The organism is Kitasatospora sp. MAP12-44 (genome assembly GCF_029892095.1).
In the GTDB taxonomy this organism is placed as follows: domain Bacteria; phylum Actinomycetota; class Actinomycetes; order Streptomycetales; family Streptomycetaceae; genus Kitasatospora.
The window spans coordinates 4,245,985-4,266,432 of sequence record NZ_JARZAE010000004.1 but is presented as its reverse complement, the minus strand read 5'-3'; the positions used below and the strand labels follow the sequence as shown (position 1 = coordinate 4,266,432).

17 protein-coding genes are annotated in these 20,448 nt (G+C 71.2%); 15 read left to right on the top strand and 2 right to left on the bottom strand.

The features are described from left to right. Positions 1–165: 165 nt before the first annotated feature. From P3T34_RS19880 to P3T34_RS19830, 11 genes are all read left to right on the top strand, one after another. Entirely contained in the window at positions 166–1,404 is a 1,239-nt protein-coding gene (locus P3T34_RS19880; RefSeq protein ID WP_280667376.1) for an ATP-grasp domain-containing protein, read from the top strand. A 31-nt stretch (positions 1,405–1,435) separates the two neighbouring features. Continuing rightward, positions 1,436–2,578, top strand: coding sequence for a saccharopine dehydrogenase C-terminal domain-containing protein (locus P3T34_RS19875; protein WP_280667375.1), 1,143 nt, complete (start codon positions 1,436–1,438; stop codon positions 2,576–2,578). 36 nt (positions 2,579–2,614) lie between these two features. After that, on the top strand, positions 2,615–3,946 hold the full coding sequence (locus tag P3T34_RS19870) for a SidA/IucD/PvdA family monooxygenase (protein WP_348534674.1): 1,332 nt from the start codon (positions 2,615–2,617) through the stop codon (positions 3,944–3,946). A 73-nt stretch (positions 3,947–4,019) separates the two neighbouring features. Further along, positions 4,020–6,053, top strand: coding sequence for a class I tRNA ligase family protein (locus tag P3T34_RS19865; RefSeq protein WP_280667374.1), 2,034 nt, complete (start codon positions 4,020–4,022; stop codon positions 6,051–6,053). A gap of 59 nt (positions 6,054–6,112) precedes the next feature. Then, positions 6,113–7,384: an aspartate aminotransferase family protein gene (locus P3T34_RS19860; protein ID WP_280667373.1), complete on the top strand. Its 1,272-nt coding sequence runs from the start codon at positions 6,113–6,115 to the stop codon at positions 7,382–7,384. 83 nt (positions 7,385–7,467) lie between these two features. Beyond that, positions 7,468–8,091, top strand: coding sequence for a sigma-70 family RNA polymerase sigma factor (locus P3T34_RS19855; RefSeq protein WP_280667372.1), 624 nt, complete (start codon positions 7,468–7,470; stop codon positions 8,089–8,091). A 62-nt stretch (positions 8,092–8,153) separates the two neighbouring features. Continuing rightward, positions 8,154–9,155: a hydroxyacid dehydrogenase gene (locus P3T34_RS19850; RefSeq protein ID WP_280667371.1), complete on the top strand. Its 1,002-nt coding sequence runs from the start codon at positions 8,154–8,156 to the stop codon at positions 9,153–9,155. Positions 9,156–9,182: 27 nt separating this feature from the next. Then, complete coding sequence (locus P3T34_RS19845; protein ID WP_280667370.1) at positions 9,183–10,454, top strand: adenylosuccinate synthase; 1,272 nt, start codon at positions 9,183–9,185, stop codon at positions 10,452–10,454. Between the two features lie 58 nt (positions 10,455–10,512). Then, positions 10,513–11,097: a hypothetical protein gene (locus P3T34_RS19840; RefSeq protein ID WP_280667369.1), complete on the top strand. Its 585-nt coding sequence runs from the start codon at positions 10,513–10,515 to the stop codon at positions 11,095–11,097. After that, positions 11,094–12,158: an LLM class flavin-dependent oxidoreductase gene (locus tag P3T34_RS19835; protein ID WP_280667368.1), complete on the top strand. Its 1,065-nt coding sequence runs from the start codon at positions 11,094–11,096 to the stop codon at positions 12,156–12,158. The genes P3T34_RS19840 and P3T34_RS19835 overlap by 4 nt, the downstream gene beginning before the upstream one ends. A 6-nt stretch (positions 12,159–12,164) precedes the next feature. Further along, a complete protein-coding gene (locus P3T34_RS19830; RefSeq protein WP_280667367.1) occupies positions 12,165–13,535 on the top strand; it encodes an NtaA/DmoA family FMN-dependent monooxygenase in 1,371 nt (456 codons plus the stop codon). A 7-nt stretch (positions 13,536–13,542) separates the two neighbouring features. On the opposite strand, the gene P3T34_RS19825 is transcribed toward P3T34_RS19830, so the two are convergent. Both P3T34_RS19825 and P3T34_RS19820 read right to left on the bottom strand, forming a co-directional pair. After that, a complete protein-coding gene (locus P3T34_RS19825; protein WP_280667366.1) occupies positions 13,543–14,754 on the bottom strand; it encodes an MFS transporter in 1,212 nt (403 codons plus the stop codon). 278 nt (positions 14,755–15,032) lie between these two features. After that, the gene (locus tag P3T34_RS19820) at positions 15,033–16,382 is read right to left on the bottom strand and encodes a GntR family transcriptional regulator (RefSeq protein ID WP_280667365.1); all 1,350 of its coding nucleotides are present in this window, start codon (positions 16,380–16,382) and stop codon (positions 15,033–15,035) included. Between the two features lie 96 nt (positions 16,383–16,478). On the opposite strand from P3T34_RS19820, the gene P3T34_RS19815 reads away from it, so the two are divergent. The 4 genes from P3T34_RS19815 (at position 16,479) to P3T34_RS19800 (ending at position 20,443) form a co-directional block, all read left to right on the top strand. After that, positions 16,479–17,162: an HAD family hydrolase gene (locus P3T34_RS19815; RefSeq protein WP_280667364.1), complete on the top strand. Its 684-nt coding sequence runs from the start codon at positions 16,479–16,481 to the stop codon at positions 17,160–17,162. Between the two features lie 100 nt (positions 17,163–17,262). After that, positions 17,263–17,982 (top strand): phosphoribosylaminoimidazolesuccinocarboxamide synthase, encoded by a 720-nt coding sequence (locus P3T34_RS19810; protein ID WP_280667363.1) that lies wholly within the window; start codon positions 17,263–17,265, stop codon positions 17,980–17,982. Between the two features lie 234 nt (positions 17,983–18,216). Next, positions 18,217–19,134, top strand: a complete 918-nt coding sequence (locus P3T34_RS19805) for a ParB N-terminal domain-containing protein (RefSeq protein WP_280667362.1) — start codon at positions 18,217–18,219, stop codon at positions 19,132–19,134. 274 nt (positions 19,135–19,408) lie between these two features. Next, positions 19,409–20,443, top strand: a complete 1,035-nt coding sequence (locus P3T34_RS19800; RefSeq protein ID WP_280667361.1) for a hypothetical protein — start codon at positions 19,409–19,411, stop codon at positions 20,441–20,443. The last annotated feature ends 5 nt before the right edge of the window (positions 20,444–20,448 follow it).

The following is a 20,448-nucleotide window of genomic DNA, read 5'->3' as shown; positions in this document are numbered from 1 at the left end:
ACCTCGAAGAGTTCGGCAGGCCGTTCCAGCTGCCTCCAACCAGTCGCTGTCGCTCAATCTCTGATGATCCGTCGGGACCACAGCGCGCCCGGTACGTGCTCGGATCTGCTTCGGCTTTTATCCTGCAACTGTGGAGGGCCTGTGGCGAAGCGCCATGTTCTTTTCGTGAACCTGCGGAGGATTCCCCGGGAGGGCCTGGAGTCCCTGCTGGCTGCCCGCCGCCTCGGCTACGGGGTGGTCCTTCTCGGGCGTGCCGTCCCGGAGTTCGCCAAGCCGCTGGTGGACGAATTCCGGCAGGTCGACACCTACGACCGGGAGGCCTCGCTGGCCGCCGCCCGGGAGATCGCGAAGACCTACGACCTGGCCGGTGTCGCGAACTTCACCGAGGTCGACATCCAGCTGGTCGCGGCGATCGCGGCCGACCTCGGACTGCGCGGGATGTCCGACACCGCCGCCCTGCGGGCGCGCAACAAGTACGCCATGAAGGAGGCGCTGCGTCACCTCGGCGGTGTGCTCCCGCGCTACGCCCGGGTCACCGGCCTCGACGAGCTGAAGGCCGCGATCGGCGAGGTCGGGCTGCCCGCGGTCGTGAAGCCCACCGGCGCCTCGGGGTCCAAGGGCATCTTCGAGCTGCGCGACCCGCAGGACCTGGCGCCGGCGATGGAGAAGCTCGCGGCCATCGCCCGGCCGGACTTCGACCCGGTGTTCCGTCAGTTCGGTGCGGAGTTCATCGTCGAGGAGTTCCTGGAGGGCGACGAACTGAGCGTCGAGGGGTTCGTCTCGGCAGGGGAGACCCATGTCGTCACCATCACGGACAAGGTGACCAGCGTCCCCTACCACCTGGAGCTCTCGCACCGGGTGCCCAGCGCGCTGCCCGCCGAGGCCTGGGCCGAGATCACCGCCACCACCAAGGACATCCTGGCGGCGCTGGAGTTCGACAACTGCGCCTTCCACCTGGAGGCCAAGTGGGGTGCGCAGGGGCTGCGGTTCATCGAGATCGCCGCGCGGCCCGCAGGTGACTACATCGGGTCGCACCTGGTGCCGGCGGCGACCGGGGTGGACTACTTCGAGAACGTGATCCGGGTCGCCACCGGGGATCCGCTCCGGCTGGAGCACCGCCGGCAGGTCGCGGCGGGCCTGCGCTTCGTCCTGGCCGAGCAGGAGGGGCGGTTCGAGGAGGTCGGGGGCCTGGCGGGGATCTGCGAGGACCCGGGCTTCGACCACGTCTTCTACGAGGTCCCGGCCGGCGCCGAGTTGGCCCTGCCGCCGAAGAACTTCGGCCAGCAGCGGGTCGCCGCGGTGCTCGCCCGGCACGTCGAACGGGCCGGGCTGGATGCCCTGCTGGATCGGGTGACCGTCGAGGCGGTGGCCCGGGTGGTGCCGACCGCGGACCGCAGCGCGTAGGCGTGGCGAGCCGAGAGCGGGGGTGGCGTGCGTGAAGGCCACCCTGGTGGGCTGCGGACAGATGGGCCGCGCGGCTGCTTACGCGCTGGCCACCGACCCGGACACGACCGAGCTGACGCTGGTCGACCGGGACCACGAGCGGGCCGCCGAACTGGCCGGCTGGCTCGCCGAGCACAGCAGCTGCGCGCTGCGGACCACGTCGGGCCTGGACGGCAGTCTGGCCGGGCGGGACGCGGTCGCGACGGCGCTTCCCTGGGCGGCCACCCGCGCCGTGATCCGGGCGGCCGGCCCGGTTCCGGTGGCCGGCATCACCCGGCCGCCGACCGATGAACTGCATTGTCTGGACAGCGCGTTCAAGGATTCCGGGGCAACCGTCCTGCTGCCGCTCGGCCTCGAACCGGGCCTCACCGAGCTGCTCGCGGTGGACGTGGCCCAGCGGCTGGACCAGGTCGAGGCGCTGGAGATCTGCTGCGGCGGGGTGCCCGAGCAGCCGCGCGAGCCGCTGGGCTACTCCGCCTTCTTCGGCGGCGAGAACGACCACCATCTGCCGATCGCCCAGCGCGAGGCGCTCGCCCTGAGCAGCGGCCGGCCGGTGCGGCACGCCCGCTTCTCCGGGGTGGAGACGCGCGAGGTGGACGGGGTCGGCCGGTTGGAGGCCTACCACGACGGGATGGCTCCCTGGCTCGGCGAGCACCCTGTCCTGCGCGGCGTCGACTGCACCCAGAAGACCCTGCGCTGGCCCGGCTTCGCGCAGGCGGTGACCGACCTGGCCCGGCTCGGCCTGCTGGCCGAGGAGCTGGTGGATGTCGACGGCGTCCGGGTGCCGCCCAAGCGCGTGGTCGAACGGGTGCTGGCGCCGCAGGTGCGCGCTCGCCCCGGCGACCGGGACCTGGTGGTGCTGGAGGTGACCGCGCACGGCCGACTGGCCGGCCGCCCGGCGACCCTGCGCAGCACCGTGCTGGACATCGCGGACGAGACGACCGGCTTGTCGGCGATGGCCCGCACCACGGGATTCGCTCTGGCCGGGGCCACCCGGCTGCTGGGGGAGCGGGCCGTCACGGGGGTCGGCTGGCGCAAACCCCACGCCGCGCTGTCGCAGGCACTGTTCCAAGAGCTGATGAGAGCACTGATCGAGCGTGGCGTCGCCTGGACCCCGGCACACGAGATCAGGTGACAAACCGCGCGCCCTTATCGACAACGGGAGATAGTCATGAGTGAGATGCCGAAGACTTTCGATCTCGTGGGTGTTGGCATAGGTCCGTCGAACCTGAGTCTTGCGGCATTGACGTCACGGGAACCGAACCTGTCAGCCGTGTTCATCGACCACAAGGACGCGTTCGAGTGGCATCCCGGTCTGATGCTGCCGGACGCGCAGATGCAGGTCCACTTCCTGAAGGACCTGGTCACTCCGGTCGACCCGACCAATCCGTACTCGTTCCTCTCCTTCCTGGTGGACACCAAGCGGCTCTACCGCATGCTGGTGACCGGCCGCTCCAAGGTGCCGCGCCGGGAGTTCGAGCAGTACTGCCAGTGGGCGGTCGCCCGGATGGACAACCTCCGCTTCGGGACCCGGGTGGAGAACGTCGAGTGGGACGGCAGCGCCTTTGCGGTGCACACCGACCAGGGCATGCTGCGGGCCCGCAACGTCGTGGTCGGCACCGGTCTGGCGCCGCGGCTGCCGCAGAGCGTCTGGGGCCACGATCCCGAGCAGGTCTTCCACACCGACCAACTCCTGCGCCACAAACGTGACTTTGCCGGAAAGCGGGTGGCCGTCGTCGGCGGCGGGCAGAGCGGCGCCGAGGTTGTGCACTATCTGCTGAACTCCGGGACGCAGCGCCCGGCGCAGATCTTCTGGGGCACTCGGCGGAGCAACCTGCTCCCGTTGGACGACAGTCCGTTCATCGACGAGCTCTACCTGCCCGACTACAGCCACCACTTCTACGGCCGCCCGGAGCGCGAACGGGAGGACATCGTGCAGCGGCTGCGGCTCAGCAGCGACGGCATCTCCATCCCGCTGCTGGAGGAGCTCTACCAGCGGCTGTACGACCTGGAGCTCCTGGAGGGCGGGGGGCGCAGCTGCCGCATCCTGCTCAACCACTCGCTGCGCGACCTGACCCGCACGCCGGACGGCCTGGTCGTCTCCTGGCAGTCGGCGTATGGCGCGGAGCCGGTGCGGCAGACCGTGGACATCGTCATCTGCGCCACCGGCTACGAGCACAGCATGCCCGACCTGCTGCTGGGCCTGAAGGACCAGCTCGCCATCAGCGACGGAATGCCGGTGGTACGACCGGACTTCAGTCTCGAATGGGACGGCCCGGCCGGCCACCGGATCTTCGTCCAGAACGCTGCGCAGCGGGAGTACGGGGTGGCCGACCCCAACCTCAGCCTGCTCGCCTGGCGCAGCGCCGTGATCACCAACAGCCTGATCGGCCAGGAGCGTTACGACACCGGATCGGTGAGCACCGCGCTGGACTGGGACACCGCCGATCCGCAGCCGGCGGACGAGGTATCCGACGAACTGATCCTCAATACCCACCACTGATCGTCCCATCGGCATCACGAGAGGAGCAGGGGGTCCGCGCTCGGCGGATGGCAGGACAACCCCCGTACCCACGATGGACATTGAGACCATCTCACGCACTGTCGACGAACTCGCCCGGCCGGACTTCGTGAGAAGCGCGCAGCCGGCCTGGGCACAGGACTCCGAACTCCCCGTCAACGTCCGACGGGTCACCCTTCGGCCGGGCGAGACGACAGCCCCGCACAACCATCACGACGTCGAGGCTTGGGTGATCCTGGACGGTCAGGGCGAGGTCACCTCGGACGGCGCGAGGGCGCGGGTGGCGGCGGGCGACACGGTCCGCCTCCCGCCGCTGGGCGTGCACACTCTGCACAACCCCGCCGAGGACCGGCCGCTGACCTTCCTGACCTTCTGGTGGGAGGACCTGGCGGCGCTGGACGCGGAGCACGACCGGCGCGCCGGGGCGGCGCGCGGGTCCGAGCGCCCGGTCCTGCTGCTGCCCTCCTTCCCCACGCCCAACGGCGAGTTGCACCTGGGGCACCTGGCCGGCCCGTTCCTCAACGCGGACGTGGTCCGGCGCGGCCTGCTCGCGCGCGGCACTCCGGCCCGTCTGCTTCTGGGCACGGTCGGGCACCAGAGCCAGGTGGCGGCCGCAGCCATCGAGCAGGGGCTGAGCTTCTACCAGCTCGCGGAGCGCAACACCGACGCGATCCAGGAGGCGCTGCGGGCTGCGGACATCCAGTGGGACGTGTTCGTCCGGCCGTCCTCGCCGCGCTACCCGCAGGTGGCGCTGGAGGTCTTCGACCGGCTGCGCTCGAACGGCACCGTGATCACCAAGACTGTCCAGTCCAACTACTGTGTCCCGTGCGGTGGTTTCCGCTTCGAGGCCTTCGTGGCGGGGGCCTGCCCGCACTGCGGCTCGCACGACACCGCGGGCATCGAGTGCGAGGCGTGCGCGCTTCCGTTCGCCGACGAGGAGCTGCTCGAACCGAGCTGCCGGGTCTGTGGCACGCCCACCGAGCGGCGCGAACTGACGCGCTACTACCTGCCGCTGGAGCCGATGCGGGAGAAGCTCACGGGCTATCTGCGCACGGTCGCGATGAGCGCCCGGCTGCGCTCCTACGTGGACCGGGTGCTGGCTGCCCCGCTGCCCGACCTCCCGGTGAGCACGGTCGCGCCGGACGGCCTGCTGCTGCCGGTCGACCCGTCCGGTGCGACCGAGGGCCAGCGGATGTACTCGGCCTTCGAGCTGGCCGCCCGCTTCGTCACGGCGGTGGACGCGCTGGCGCAGGAACAGGGCCTGGCCGGCTGGGAGGACTACGCGGAGGCCGAACAGCCGCGCACTGTCCTGTTCTTCGGCTTCGACAACGCCTTCCTGCGCGCCGTCGTCTTCCCCGCCGTGCTCGGCTCCTTCACCGACAAGCTGGAGCCGGCCGACACCATGGTGTGCAACGAGTTCTACCTGCTGGACGGCAGGAAGTTCTCAACCGGCCGCAAGCACGCCATCTGGGGCCGGGACGCCTTCCGCGAGGAGACCCGCGACCAGCTGCGGCTCTACCTGGCGGCCACCAGCCCCGACATCCGGCGCCGGGACTTCGTCGTCGCCGACTACGAGCGCTTTGTGCGCACCGAGCTCGTCGGGCAGTGGCAGGACTGGCTCGCCTCGGTGGACGACCGGTTGCGCAAGTACTTCGACGGGCTGGCACCGGAGGCGGGCAGTTGGAACGCCGAGGCCGAGCAGTTCTACGGCCGGATCCGCACCTTCGCCTCCCGACTGAGCGGCGCGCTGGAGCCGGAGCGGTACTCGGCCCGGACCGCCGCCGAGCTGGTGAGCGGCTTCGTGGCCGAGGCCGGCCGGTTCGCCGAGGTCTGTGAGGACGTGCTGGCAGCGGGAGTCGCCACCGCTACGGCCCGAACCTGCATGGCCCTGGAGCTGATGGCCGTGCACACCCTGGCGACGGTGGCCGAGCCGCTGCTGCCGGTGCTGGCCGCCCGCCTGGCCGGGCAGCTGGGGGTGGCCGCCCCCGAGGCCGGTGAGAGCCCGATCCAGTGGGTCGCGCCGGGTACTCCCGTCGCTCTGGCCGGCCCGTACTTTCCGTCCGACGTATCGATCAAGAGCGCCGGCTGACAACGCGCGCGCCCCATACACCTCCCCCGGCCGTTGAGGCCTGTCACGAAGGAGCACCGGTGATCACGGAGAAGTCCGCCGAACTCTACGCCCGCGCAGTCCAGGTCATGCCGGGCGGCAACAGCCGCACCGCGGTCTACAGTGCCCCCTACCCCGTCTACGTCAAGTCGGGCAGCGGTGCCCGGGTCACCGACGTCGACGGCGTCGAGCGCATCGATTTCCTCAACAACAGCACCACGCTGATCCACGGCCACGCGCACCCCGAGATGGTCCGGGCGATCACCGAGGCGGTGTCGCGCGGGACCAGCTTCGGCATGCCGACGCCGGCGGAGGTGGAGTACGCCGAGGCGCTCTCGGCGCGCAACGACACCTTCGAGCACGTGCGCTTCACCAGCTCCGGCACCGAGGCCGTGATGATGGCGGTCCAGGCCGCCCGCGCCCACACCCGGCGTCCGAAGATCGCCAAGATCGCCGGCGCCTACCACGGCGCCTACGACGCGGTCGCGGTCAACAACGACGGCTCCGGCTCGCTCATCAGCCACGCCACCACCGGGAACCCGGAGGGCGTGGTCAACAACACCGTGATCATCCCGTTCAACGACCCCGAGGGGGCGCTGGCCGTCCTGCGCCGGCACGCGGACGAGCTGGCCTGTGTGCTGATCGACCCGGTCCCGTGGCGGATCGGCCTGGTTCCCGCCGACAAGCAGTACCTGGAGGCGCTGCGGGAGTTCTGCGACACGAGCGGGGCGCTGCTGATCTCCGACGAGGTGGGTTCTTACCGGGTCGGGTTCCACGGTGCCATGCCGCTGCTCGGCGTCGAGGCGGACCTCACCGTGCTGGGCAAGGTCATCGCCGCGGGGATGCCGATCGGCGCTGTCGCCGGGCGGGGCCGGTTCATGAGCGTGTTCGACCCCAGCAAGGGCGCGCCGGCCCTGCCGCACTCGGGCTCCTACAACGCCAACCCGGTCAGCATGAGCTCCGGCATCGCCTCGCTGCGCCTGCTGACGCCCGAGGCGCACGAGCGGATCGGCGTGCTCGGCGAGCAGGCCCGTCAGGCGATGCGCGCCACCGTCGCGTCCGCCGGGCTGGACTGGCAGGTCAACGGTCTCGGCTCACTGTTCCGGGTGGTCGCCACCAGCACCCCCGCGGGGTACGACAGCGCCGCGGCCGCGATGAAGCGCTTCTACTGGGCGCTGCTGGACAACGGTATCCACCTCGGGGACAGCGGCCTGGGCTGTGTCTCCACCCCCATGGGGGAGGCGGAGATCACCGAGTACGCCGCGGCCTTCGCCAAGAGCCTGGACCAGGTGCTGGCCGAGGGCCAGGCCTGAGGATACGAGTGAGTCTGCTTGCGGTGCGGGGTCGCGGACACGTCCGCGACCCCGCACCGGAACAGCCTTGGGAGGCAGTACCGTTGTTCGTCGCCGAGCAAGAACAGCAAGAGCAGGAAGAGCAGTTCGAGAGCCAGCGGCCGCGCCTGCTGGCGCTCGCCTACCGGTGGGTCGGATCCGCCGAGGAGGCCGAGGACATCGTCTCCGAGGCGTGGCTGCGCTGGGTCTCCACCAGCAATGTCGAGAACCACCGCGCCTTCCTGGCGACGGTGGTGACCCGGCTGTGCGTCGACCACCTGAAGTCCGCGCACAGTCGGCGGGTCTGCTACGTCGGCGCCTTGGTCCCGGAGGAGGCGCTGCCGGCCGGCGGCTACGTCGAGCCGTCCCAACGGGTCGGTGACGAGGACGAGTTGCGCTCCGCGGTGACCTGGATGCTGGAACGCCTGGGCCCGGCGGAGCGGGCCGTCCTGATGCTGCGCCGCGCCTTCGACTACAGCCACCGGGAGATCGCCGAGGTGCTCGGCATCAGTGAGGCCTACAGCCGCAAGCTGTACGGCCGGGCCTGCGACCGCCTGGCCGCCGACCGCTCCCGGTTCACCGCCGTCCCCACCGAACGCATCGAGCTGACCCGGCGGCTGCTGGCCGCCAGCCGGGGTGGAGAGCTCAAGCCGCTGGAGCACCTGCTCGCCGCGGCCATGGCCGCCTGACAGTCGATCAGCAGTCCCCCCGTACTACCGCCAACCTCACCCCTGCCGTAGGAGGCCTTGCCATGCGACCCACCGTGGTCCTGATCGGCGCCATGTACGCGTCCGAAGCCGAAGAACTGCTGGAGCAGCACGCCGACGTCCGCCGGGTGGACGACCAGGACCGGGCGGCCGTCCTCGCGGCGGTGGCCGACGCGCACGGCATCGTCGCCCGCTACCCCACCCGGATCGACGCCGAACTCCTGTCCGCCGCACCCCGATTGGTCGCCGTGCTCTCCAGCGGCCGCGGCGTGGACAACATCGACATCGACGCGGCCGGCGAGGCCGGGGTGGTGGTGGTCAACAACCCTGGGCTCGGCGGCAAGCCGGTCTCCGAGCACGCCCTGGGCCTGCTGTTGATGGCGACCCGCGGCCTGCAGGCCATCACCCGCGACGGCCTGGAGAAGGCCTGGGACGACCGGCTCAGCACCACCCGGGTGGAGCTCACCGGCAAGGTGCTGGGGATCGTCGGCCTGGGCAACGTCGGCGGCTGGATGGCCCGTCGGGCCCACGGCGGCTTCCTGATGCGCGTGCTGGCCTACGACCCGTACGTCTCGGCGGAGAAGATGGCCGAGGCGGGCGCCGTCAAGGTCGACTCGCTGGAGGACCTGCTGGCCCAGGCCGACTTCGTCACCTGCCACCCCGAGCTCAACGACGAGACGGAGGGCATGTTCAACGACAAGACCTTCGCGCAGATGAAGCCGGGCGCGTACTTCATGAACACCTCGCGCGGCCGGGTCGTCGACACCGCGTCGCTGGTGCGGGCGCTGCGCAGCGGCCACCTGGGCGGCGCGGCGCTCGACGTCTACGAGGACGAGCCACTGGCGGCCGACAGCCCGCTGCTGGAGATCGAGAACCTGGTGCTCAGCGCGCACATCGCCGACTTCACCGTTGAGACCAAGCGCGCGCTGGCGCTCTCCGCGGCGACCCAGCTGATCAGTGCGCTGGACGGCAGGCAGCCCCCGGCCGTGCTCAATCCGGACGTCTGGGGCCGGGCCGCCGCGCGCCGCCGCGAGCAGCTGGCCTGATCGGCGTCGAGGCGGAGGAGGTAGCTCGTGCTGAAGGCAATTGTCGGTCTCAACTGGGGCGACGAGGGCAAGGGAAGGATGGTCGACAATCTCTCCGCGGACGCGGACTTCACAGTCCGGTACCACGGAGGGAGCAACGCCGGTCACACCATCCACACGGACCAGGGCGTGTTCAAGCTGCACAGCCTGCCCAGCAGCGTGCTGCGCCCCGAGGTGGTCAGCGTGCTGGGCGTCGGCATGACGGTCGACCTCGACGGCTTCCTGGCGGAGTTCGCGGCGCTGCGGGACTACGGGGTGACGGCGCAGACGCTCCTGGTCTCCGACGGGGCGTCGGTCTGCTTCCCCTTCCACCGGGACTTGGACAGCGCCGAGGAGGAGCGGCTCTCGGACGGCCGCTACGGCTCGACCCGCCGGGGCATCTCGCCCGCTTACGGCGACCGGGTGATGAAGAAGACCTTGCTGGTGCGGGAGCTCTTCGACCGGGAGAACCTGCCTGCCCGCCTCGCCTCCGTCCTGGACTGGGCGAACGCGCGGATCGAGCGGATCTACGGCGGAGCCGCGCTCTCGCTCGACGAGGTGACGCGCTGGGCGGCGGACGTCGCCGAGCAGCTGGAGCCGCACGTGATCGACGCGACCGGCCTGCTGGCGAAGGCGCTGGACGACGGCGCCACCGTCATCGCCGAGGGCCAACTGGGGGCCCTGCGCGACCTGTACTACGGCATCTACCCCTTCACCACCTCGTCCACCTGCCTGGCCGGGCACGCGCCGGTCGGCATCGGTGTCCCGTGGGCGAAGGTGGACCGGACCGTCGGCGTCACCAAGGCGTTCTCCTCCTGCGTCGGCGCCGGCCCCTTCGTGACGGAGTTCGACGAGGAGCGCGCCGACCGGCTGCGGCGCCAGTGGGGGGAGTACGGCTCGACCACCAACCGGCCGCGCCGGCTCGGAGCCTTCGACGCGGTGGCGACCCGCTACGGCGTGCGCATCCAGGGCGCCGACGAGGTCGCCATCACCAACCTGGACCAGCTGACCGGCATCGGCGACCTCCAGCTGTGCGCGGCCTATGAGCGGGACGGCCGGACCGTGCGCGACTTCAGCCGCAGCCCGGCCGAACTGGCCCGCACCTCGCCGGTCCTGGAGACCCTGGCCGGCTGGGACGACGACATCTCGGGCATCACCGATTACGCACAACTCCCGGACGCCGCACGGGCGTACGTCGCGGCCATCGAGGAACTCCTCGGGGTGCCGGTGCGCTATGTGTCGGTCGGCTCGCACCGGGACGCGCTGATCGAGACCAAGTGACGCCGGGACCAAGTGACGCCGGGTCAGAGTGACACACACGAGGAAGGGAACCGCCGACATGCTGGCCGTACTCGCGGTGAGTGACAAGCGGAACATCGAGCCGTTGGCCGCAGGACTGCTCCGCCTCGGCTGGCAGGTCGCGGCCACCGAGGGCACGCACCGGCTGCTGCGCGACGCCGGCCACCAGGTGGAGCGGATCGCCGACCTCGCCGGCGTGCCGACGCTGCTGGGCGGCCGGGTCAAGACGCTGACCGTCTCGGTGATGGGCGGCATCCTGGCGCGCGAGACCGAGTCCGATCTGCGCGAGATGGCCGAGTACGGGATCCCGCGGATCGACCTGGTCTGCTGCAACTACTACCTGCTGCCGGAGCCGGGCCCGGATCCGGCGCAGTTCCGTGAGCGGGTGGACGTCGGCGGGCCCGCGATGCTGCGCGGCGCGGCGAAGAACTTCGAGCACGTCATCCCGCTCAGCGACCCTGACGACTACGACGAGGTGGTCGGGCTGCTGGAGCAGGGCGGCGGCCTGCCGTCCTCGGTGCCGACGGACCGCCGACTGGCCCTGGCTGGGAAGGCGTTCCGGATCAGCAGCGCCTACGACGCCCGCGTGGCGGAGCTCTTCGGGGCGCAGGGGGCCCGGGCATGACGGGCGGGACCGCCGCGCCGGGCATCCTGCTGGGCTACCAACTGCCCGAGGCGCTGCTCGGCGGGCCGACCGCCGAGCTCGTCACCGCGGCCGAGCGGGCCGAGGCAGCCGGGGTGCACCTGCTGCTCCTCGGCGACCGTCCGGCCGCCCCGCCGGACGCGGCCGGTCCGCCGGCTGCGATCCTCACCGCCTCGGTGCTCGCGGTGCGGACCCGGCGGATCGGCCTGGTGGTCGGTGCCGCGCCGGCCTACCACGAGCCGTACAACCTCGCCCGGATGGTCGCCTCGCTCGACCACATCAGCGCCGGCCGGGCGGGCTGGCTGGTGGTGACCGGCCCGGACCCGGCGGCGGACGCCAACCACCGTCGTGAGGGCGCCGATCCGGAGGTCGGCCGACAGGCCAGGGCCGCCGAGTTCGTCCCGCTGCTGCGCGACCTCTGGGACACCTGGGAAGACGGCGGCTTCGTGCACGAGAAGGAGACCGGGCGGTTCATCGACCCCGCGCGGGTCCATGTGCTCGACCATGTGGGCCCCGCGCTCCAGGTGCGCGGTCCGCTCAACCTGATCCGCCCGCCGCAGGGGCATCCGGTGGTCCTCGCCCCGGCCGCCGAACCGCTGGTCGCGGCCGAGGCGGACGTGCTGACGGTGGGGAGCCCGGACGGCGCGCGGGCGGCGCGGGCGGCGGCCGGCTCCCGGCCGCTGCTGGGTACCGTCACGCCGTTCGTCGCGCCGAGCGAGGAGGCGGCCCGCGACCTGCACGCGCGCGCCGGCGCCCCGGCCTCCGACCAGGAGCATGCGGTCCTGGTCGGGGACCCCGGGGCCGTCGCTCAGCGCCTCGTCGACTGGGTCGAGCGCGGCGCGGTCGACGGCTTCACCGTGCGGTTCCCGTCACCCGACGCGATGGCGGCCTTCACCGGCCTGGTGCTGCCGCACCTGCGCGGCGCCGGCCGGTTCCGCGGCGCGTACCGGGCCGCGACGCTGCGCGGAAACCTAGGGCTGGCCAGGCCCGCGAACCGGCTGGTCGAGCGGCTGGCACTCGCCGCAGACCGGGGAAGGAGTTGATCAGGCGTGTCCACTGAGCGAGAGCTGCACCTGGGGTTGATGTTCTGGGCGACCGGGACGCACGCCGCGGGGTGGCGCCACCCCGACGCGGTGGCCGATGCCGCCTACGACATCGGCCTCATCCAGGAGGTCAGCCGGACCGCCGAGCGGGCCAAGTTCGACTTCGTCTTCCTGGGCGACCGGCTGGCCACCGACCCGGCCCTGCAGCACAGCAACCCCGCGCAGATCTCCCGGCTGGAGCCCTACAGCACCGCCGCGGCGATCGCCGCCGCCACCTCGCACATCGGGGTGGTGGTCACCGCCAACCCCACCTACTCGGACCCGTACAGCATCGCCCGGTTGCTGGCCTCGCTGGACCGGGTGAGCGAGGGCCGCGCGGCCTGGAACCTGGTCACCGGCGCCGACGCGGCCGCCGCGTTCAACTTCGGCCGGGACGCCCACTGGGACACCGACAAGCGCTACGACTGGGCGGAGGAGACCCTCCAGGTGGTGCGCGACCTCTGGGACAGCGGCGCCGGTCCGGACGGGACGGGTGCCCGCCGGATCGTTCACCGCGGCCGGTACTTCTCGGTGGACGGACCACTGGACGTCGGCCGGCCGCCGCAGGGCCACGTCGTGGTGCTCAACGCCGGCACCTCGGACCGCTCGCGCGAACTCGGGGCCCGGGGCGCCGACATCGTCTTCGCCGGCCCGCAGCCGACCCTGCTGCGGCGCAAGGAGTACTACGCGGACATCAAGGCCCGGGCGGCCCGGTACGGCCGTGAGCAGCAGGTCGCCGTCATGCCGGGCCTCACCCCGATCGTCGCCGCCACGACCGAGGAGGCGGTGGCGCTGTACGACCGCCTCAACGCGCTCCTGGTGCTCGATCCCGACCAGGAGGTCGGGGAGCTGGTGCGCGCCGGCGGCATCGGCGAGGGGCACCGGCTCAACCTCGGCTCCGCGTCCAAGGTGTTCGGGGTGGACCTGCGGGGCTGCGACCTGGCGGCCGAGGTCCCGGCCGAGACCCTGGCCCGGGCCGGAACCTCCGAGGAGGGTGCCCGCCGGCTCGCCGAAATCACCCGGCTGACCCGGCGCACGGTCGACGGCCCGTGCCGGATCACCTACGCGGACCTGGTGCACATCACGCCCGCCCCCCTCTCGCACACCGTGGTCGGCAACCCGGAGGAGGTCGCTGACATGATCCAGGAGTGGTTCGAGGAGGGCGCGGCGGACGGGTTCAACATCTACCCGGCCTATGTGCCGGGAGCCGTCACGGCCTTCACGGAGCTGGTCGTGCCGGTGTTGCAGCGGCGCGGGCTGTACCGCAAGGAGTACGCGGGGCGGACGCTCCGCGAGCACCTGCGGCTGCCGGTCCCGCCGCGCGGCACAGCCGGCTGACGGAGCATCAGTGCGTGCCCGAGTCCGCCGTGTCGCGGGCCGCCGCGGCCACCGGGGTGCGGGCGGTGAGCCCTCGGTGGCCCAGGGCCAGGATCGCCAGCGTGACCAGGACGCCCGCGGTGCCGCAGGAGGCGGCCCAGTGCTCGTTGGTGTGCGCCAGCACGTTCCCGACGGCCGCGGCGCCCAGCGACGAGCCGCAGGCGAACAGCGTGACCAGCCAGGCGAACGCCTCGGCGGTGGTGCCCGGCGGCGCCAGCTCGCCCACCAGCACGAAGGTGACGGTGAGCAGCGGTGCCAGGAACATGCCGGTGAGCAGCATGATGACGGCCATGAACGCCGGCGACGGTACCAGGACCAGCAGCCCGTACCCGACCACCAGGCCGCAGGCGAACAGCAATCCGCGGGTGGCGAGGGTGCCCGGCCAGCTGCGCGAGCCGTAGACCAGTACGCCGCAGAGTGAGCCGAGGGCATTGAGGGCGAGCAGCGTGGGCGCACCGCCGGGCACGTGCCACCGCTCGGCGTACGAGATCACCAGGACGTTCAGCGTGCCGATCGCGAAGCCCACGCCGACCAGCGAGCCGAGCAGGGTGACCAGGCTGCGGCTGCGCAGCGGGCCCAGCCAGTCGCGCGAGCGGGCCTGGGCGCGCCAGTTGCGCGAGGGCGCGGCGGTGGCGACGACCGCGACCCCGAACAGGCCGAGCAGGGCCTGGACGTACAGGGCGAGCGTGGGGGAACCGATGGCGACGCTCAGGGTCACCACCAACGGCCCGGCCACGAAGACGAGTTCCTGGGCACTGGAGTCCAGCGCGTAGGCCGACTCCAGCCGATCCTCGGGGGCGATGGCGGGCCAGAGTACCCGTAGGCAGGGCTCCAGCGGCGGTGTCATCGAACCGGCGAGAACGGCGCCGACGACGACCAGGGCGTGGTGCCGCGGAGCCAGCGCGATGATGACGAAGCCGGCGGCGGCGAGCAGGGCGGTCGGCACCAGGATCCGGGTCTGTCCCCAGCGGTCGACCAGGCGGCCCAGCAGCGGGGAGCCGACCGCTGCGGCGATCGCATAGCAGCCGGCCGTGACGCCGACGAAGGCGTATCCGGCGCCCGCGTGCCGCAGCGCCAGCGGGATCGTCAGCGCCGCCATCGCGGACGGTAGCCGACCGACCCAACTGCCCAGCAGGAGCCGGGCGATGAAGGGGGAGCGGAGTAAGGTCAGAAAGCTCATGCGGACCACCTTAGGAGCTGCGAGGATCGTGTACGTGCCAATTTTCGGTGACGGGGCCGGAGGTACGGGTTCAGGGCGAGGGGTCTGTCCGCGCGGGTGCTGACCTCGATGTCCGCCGTGGCGGCCACCCGGTGGTGCGCCATGCCGGGCCGGCCGCTGGTCGAGGCATCGTCAGGGGGCCACCGGCAGGCGGGATCCCGGTCGGTCTGCGGAGCGGCGCTGCGGCGGGGAGCCGGCTGCGCTATGGACGGCTTTCCAGGATGGTTCGTATGAAGCGATCATGTCAAGCGCCCGCGCTCCAGGTCGACCTGGAACGCGGCGACCAGGTCGGCCGCCAGCGCGGGGATCTCCGCCGGGTCCAGCGAGGAGACGGTCAATCGCAACCCGGGCCCCGACTGCAATCGGAACCGCGCGCCGGGCGCGACGGCCCAGCCGCGCTGCAGCAGCGCCACCACGGCGGCGGTCTCGTCCCGCACCGGGATCCACACGTTGAAGCCGCTGCGCCCCTGCGCGGGGATGCCGGCCGCCCGCAGCGCGTGGATCAGCGCGGTGCGCAGTGCGGTGTAGTGGGCGCCCACCCCCGCGCGATCCAGCGACTCGTCCTCCAGGAGCCGGGCCACCGCCCGCTGGAGGAGGTGGCTGACCCAGCCGGCGCCCAGCCGCTGGCGGCCGCGCAGCCGGTCCATGGTGTCGGGGTCGCCGGTCAGCACGGCCAACCGCATGTCGGGGCCCAGGAGTTTGGTGACCGACCGGATCACCGTCCAGCGCGTGGTGACCGCCCTGCCGTCCTCGGCGCAGACCGGGTGGTACGGCGCGTCCCCGATGGCGTGGCCGAAGTCGTCCTCGATCAGCAGCACGTCGGGGCGCCCGGCGAGCACCGCCCGTAACTCGGCCGCGCGGCGCTGACCGACCGCCCCACCGGTGGGGTTCTGCGCGCGCGAGGTGACGACCAGGGCGGTGGCGCCGGCGGCCAGCGCGGCCGCGACGTCCTTCGCGAGGGGCCCCTCGTCGTCGATGCCGACGCCGGTCTTGCGCAGACCGAGCACCGGGAGCAGGTCGAACAGGCCGGCCCAGCCCGGGTCCTCCACGGCGACCAGGTCGCCGGGACGCAGCCAGGCCTGCAGCACCCGCTCGATGGCGTCCAGTGATCCGGAGGTGACGGCGATCGGCCCGACCGGCACCCCGTCGGCGGCGAACCCGCGCTGGGCGATGGCCATCAGTCGGGCGTCCACGGTCGGGCGGCCGTAGAGCACCGGATCGCTCTGCTGTTCGGCGGCCGCGTACCGCAGGGCGTCGGCCAACGGCGGCAGCAGCGCCGCGCAGGGATTACCATCCGTCAGATCCCGTGTATGGGCCGGGATTTCCAGTCGTCCGTGGTCGTCCGGGGTGTGCGACGGGCGTGGCAGCACCCGGGTGCCGCGCCGTCCGCCGGTCTCGATCACACCCCGGTCGCGCAGCAGCCGGTAGGCGGCCGCAGTCGTGTTGGGATTCACGCCCAACTCGGTGGCCAGGGCCCGCAGCGGGGGCAGTCTGCTGCCGGGAGCGAGGTGGCCGGCCGCCACGGCCTGCTCGATGTCGGCGGCGATCTCGGTGGCCCGGCGCCCGCGAATCCGGTGCTGCTCTGGCATGATGACCATTCTGCACTACTGCACCCCAGCGCGTTCCAAGTCCGGTAGCGCCAGAGCCGCGAGGCGGGGTCATCGGCTCATACCCGAGGTGATCAGATGCACAAGGACCAGATACTCATCTTCGACGCTGATGACACGCTCTGGGAGAACAACGTTCTCTTCGAGCGGGTCATCGACGGCTTTCTGGACTGGGTCTCCACGCCCGCCGAGCGGGCCGCGACCCGGGCCGCTCTGGATGCGATCGAGGCCGAGAACGCGGTGACCCTGGGGTACGGCGCCGAGATGTTCCGGCAGAGCCTCGGCGACTGCCTGCAGAGCCTGACCGGACGTGCCCCGGCGGCTGCGGAGAGTGCTCGAATCGAGGAGCTGCTGCGCCCACTGACGGATCGTCATATCGAGCTCATCGACGGGGTCGCCGATGCGCTCGCGGTGCTCGCCGAGCGCCATGAACTACTGCTGCTCACCAAGGGCAACCTGGTGGAGCAGCAACGCAAGGTGGACGCCTCCGGAATTGCCCACCGATTCCGCAGTATCCACATCGTCGCCGAGAAGACGGTGGACACCTATCGGCAGCTCAGCGCGGAGCTGGGGCTGGAAGCGGATCGGACATGGATGGTCGGAAACTCGCCCAAGTCCGACATGCATCCGGCGCGCGAAGCTGGACTGAAGACGGTTTTCATCCCGCACGAGCACACCTGGGTGCTGGAGTACGAGGAGCAGCGTTCAGAGGAACCGACTCTTAAACTCCTGTGCTTCAGTGAGTTGTTGGAGCACTTCTGATTGATGACCCCTTCCCAATCGGTCGTAGACTGCCTAGACTTGACGCACCGCCAATCGCCAAGTCCTGGCATCTTCGTGCCCGAACGCGTGAGAGGGTCAAGTGGCTTCAATAGACGCGGCTTCTGCGACGTCCCGGACTCCGGACATCGAGGGCCACAGCAAGCGGTTGTGGCATCTCGAATCAGACCTCTGCGTGATCGAGATGATCCCCTCGCTCCGCAGCTTCACCTATGACCGAGACGAACTCATCGACGGCACGGCCGAGTTGCGTCTCGACTTCTTCGAGTACGTCTCGGCCCGACTGGCCGAACGCGGTGTGCACACCGTCTTTCGTGAACGGGTCGGCCCAGCCAGCTACTTGGCGGACTATCGGCCGGCGCCGCCCTTCGAGGTCATCGTCAAGAACCGGGCCACGGGTTCGACGATGCGCAAGTACCCCGGACTCTTCACCGAGGGCCAGGTGTTCGACCGCCCGGTGGTGAAGTTCGACTACCGGATCGACCCGGAGGACCAGCCGATCGGCGAGGACTACCTCCGCCTGCTCGGTGTCGACGTCGAGCACTACCGCCGGGTCGCCCTGGACTGCAACACAGTCCTGCGCGAGCTCCTCGCCCCGCTCGACCTGTGGGACTTCTGTGTGGTGATTGCGCCGGACGAAGAGCACGGCCTGGTGGTCAACTCCGAGATCTCCCCCGACTGCATGCGCCTCAAGTCCGCCGACGGGCTGCCCTACGACAAGGACATGTTCCGCCAGGGCGCGAATCGCGAGCAGATCCTCGACCGCTGGACCGAGCTGATCACGATGGTCTCCGGTGGCTGAGCAGTAGCTGAGCAGGCCGGGTGGCCACTGGCTGCTCGGCTGCGAGCGAGGGGGGCGCACCGGCATTCGGACAGAGCGGATCAGTCGTCAACAGTCAAGGTCATGGGCAGGCGCCGCCACTTCGCCTCGCCGTGCTCAGGTGTCGCCCGTCCCGAGCGCTGCCTGACGGCCGGTTGGACGCCCCGCCGGCCGCACTAGAGAGGTGACCCCATTCACCAGGAAACGGCGCACGGTGTGGACAGTCCTGCCCGCACCGTTGCGACAACAGCCACGGAGTACGTGCCCCTCGGATTACTTCGGCCGGGGCATTCGCCCCGGCTCGCGGGCGAGGACGAGGCCCATGTCCGCCTGCTTGCGGAGTGCGGCGGGCAGCTGCCGCCGATTCTCGTGCAGCAGAGCACCATGCGGGTGGTCGACGGTATGCACCGGCTGCGTGCGGCCGAGTTCCGCGGCGATGCCGAGATCGAGGTGGCCTATGTCGAGGGCCCCGACGACGAGATCTTTGTTCGCGCGGTCCGGGAGAACATCGCACACGGCCTTCCGCTGTCGCTGAGCGACCGCAAGGCCGCCGCGGCCCGGATCCTGACGGTGCATCCGGAGTGGTCGGACCGGATGATCGCCAAGATCGTGGGGCTCTCCCCGAAGACAGCGGGCGCGGTGCGGCGGCGTGCAGCTGAGGAGATTCCCCAGTTGCACACTCGGATCGGCCAGGACGGGCGGAGCCATCCGCTGTGCTCGGCCGAGCACAGGCGCGCGGCGGTCGAGCTGATCACCAACCATCCCGAGACCTCACTGCGCGAGGTGGCCCGGCTGAGCGGCGTCTCGGTGGGGACGGCCCGCCGGGTGCGCCAGGAGGTGGCCGGCTCCCGGCAGTCGTCGCCGCCCGCGCGCGCATCCGCCCGGGACGAGCGGATGGTGATCCAGGCGCTGGCCAGCGATCCCTCCCTGAAGTTCTCCGAGGTCGGCCGGGGGCTGCTCCGCAGACTCTCCGCCAACGCGATCGAGCCCGCCGAATGGCAGGAGCTGCTGGCCGCGGTCCCCCCGCACTGCGTCGACCTGGTATTGGAAATCGCCATTTCCTACAGCCGCTCCTGGGACCAGTTCGCCAAGAGCCTGAAAAGTATCGCCGGGCAGTCGAGAATCGGTGCTTGATCCGGGGAACATCTGCCGGTCCGGTGCCGAGGTCGATAGATTATTCAAATCGACGAGGCGGGCGTCGGATCATCCGAACCGAGGGTGTTCTGTTCGTCTGCCATCTGTGAAATGGGGTGCAGGAAAATGGGTATCAAGCTCGCGATGGTCAAGGTCAAGGCTGCTCACGGCGTCAGCTGACGTTGTGCCGCACAGGGCGGGCGTGGTGGCTGGACTACCGCGCCCGCCGGTATGCCGGCATTGCGGAATTCTGCCTGGACAAGGAGGGCGCGAGATGACGACGAAATACCTTCCCCGATTCCCCGAAGAGCTCGATCGGGCGCGCGGGGCCGTTCTCTCCCTGGCCCGGGCGGAAGGGGTGACGGCAGCCTACATAGGCGGCGCGCTCGCAGCCGGACTCGGGACCCCGATGTCCGATGTGGACGTCTACTTCGTGGTCGCCGACGGCACGCCGTCCGCGGCCCGGCAGATATTCGTCGACGGGCGCCGGTACGATATCGGGTACCAGAGCGTCGGCTCGCTCCGGGCGCTGCTCGCCGAACTCTCCGACTATCGTGCGGACCGCGACGACCTCGGAATTCTCACGGCGGTCGGGCGGAAGTCGCTGGACCCCTTGGTGCGTTTCCTGCTGGGTGCGACCGTCGTGGACGACGGCTCCCTCAAGGCGTTGGAGGACCTCGCCGAGGAGTCGATCTCCGAGATCGTCAGGACCATGGTCGGCGTCATGTCCTTCGAGATCCACAACGCCCTGGAGGACGCGCACGGCTTCCACGCCGTCGGCGATCTGGATGCCGCGTCCTGGGCCGTGCGGGCCGCCTCGCTCTCCGCCGCCGAGGCCCTCCTGGCGTCGCGCGGGGACCTCTATCTCGGGCACAAGTGGGTCTGGGCCCGGTGGGCGCGGACCTTCGGGTCGCCGATTCCGCTGCCGTCCCCTGAGGCGGCGCCGGGCGACCCGGTGGTCTTCGGGGAGTCCCTCGCGGTCTGCCAGGACCTGCTGATCCAGGCGATCACCGGCGCGGCGTACCCGCTGCGGCGCAGCGTCGCCCCGGGCGCGCTGTCCCGTGAGCCGATAGCCTGCGCTGTCCCGCTGCGGGACTCCGTCCTGGTCTACGTCGGTGTCGGCGACGCGGCCGAGATCAGCCGGGAAGGCCTGCTGCTGCTCGGGCTGGCCCACGGCCGAACCCGCGCCGAGGCCGTCTCCCTGACGGTCGATCAGCTGCGCTCGGGCGGCGCGGAGGTCACCGAGGCCGAGGTGGCCGCCTATCTCGACGACTTCGTCGGGGCCGGCCTGCTCACGGTCAAGGCCTAGGCGAC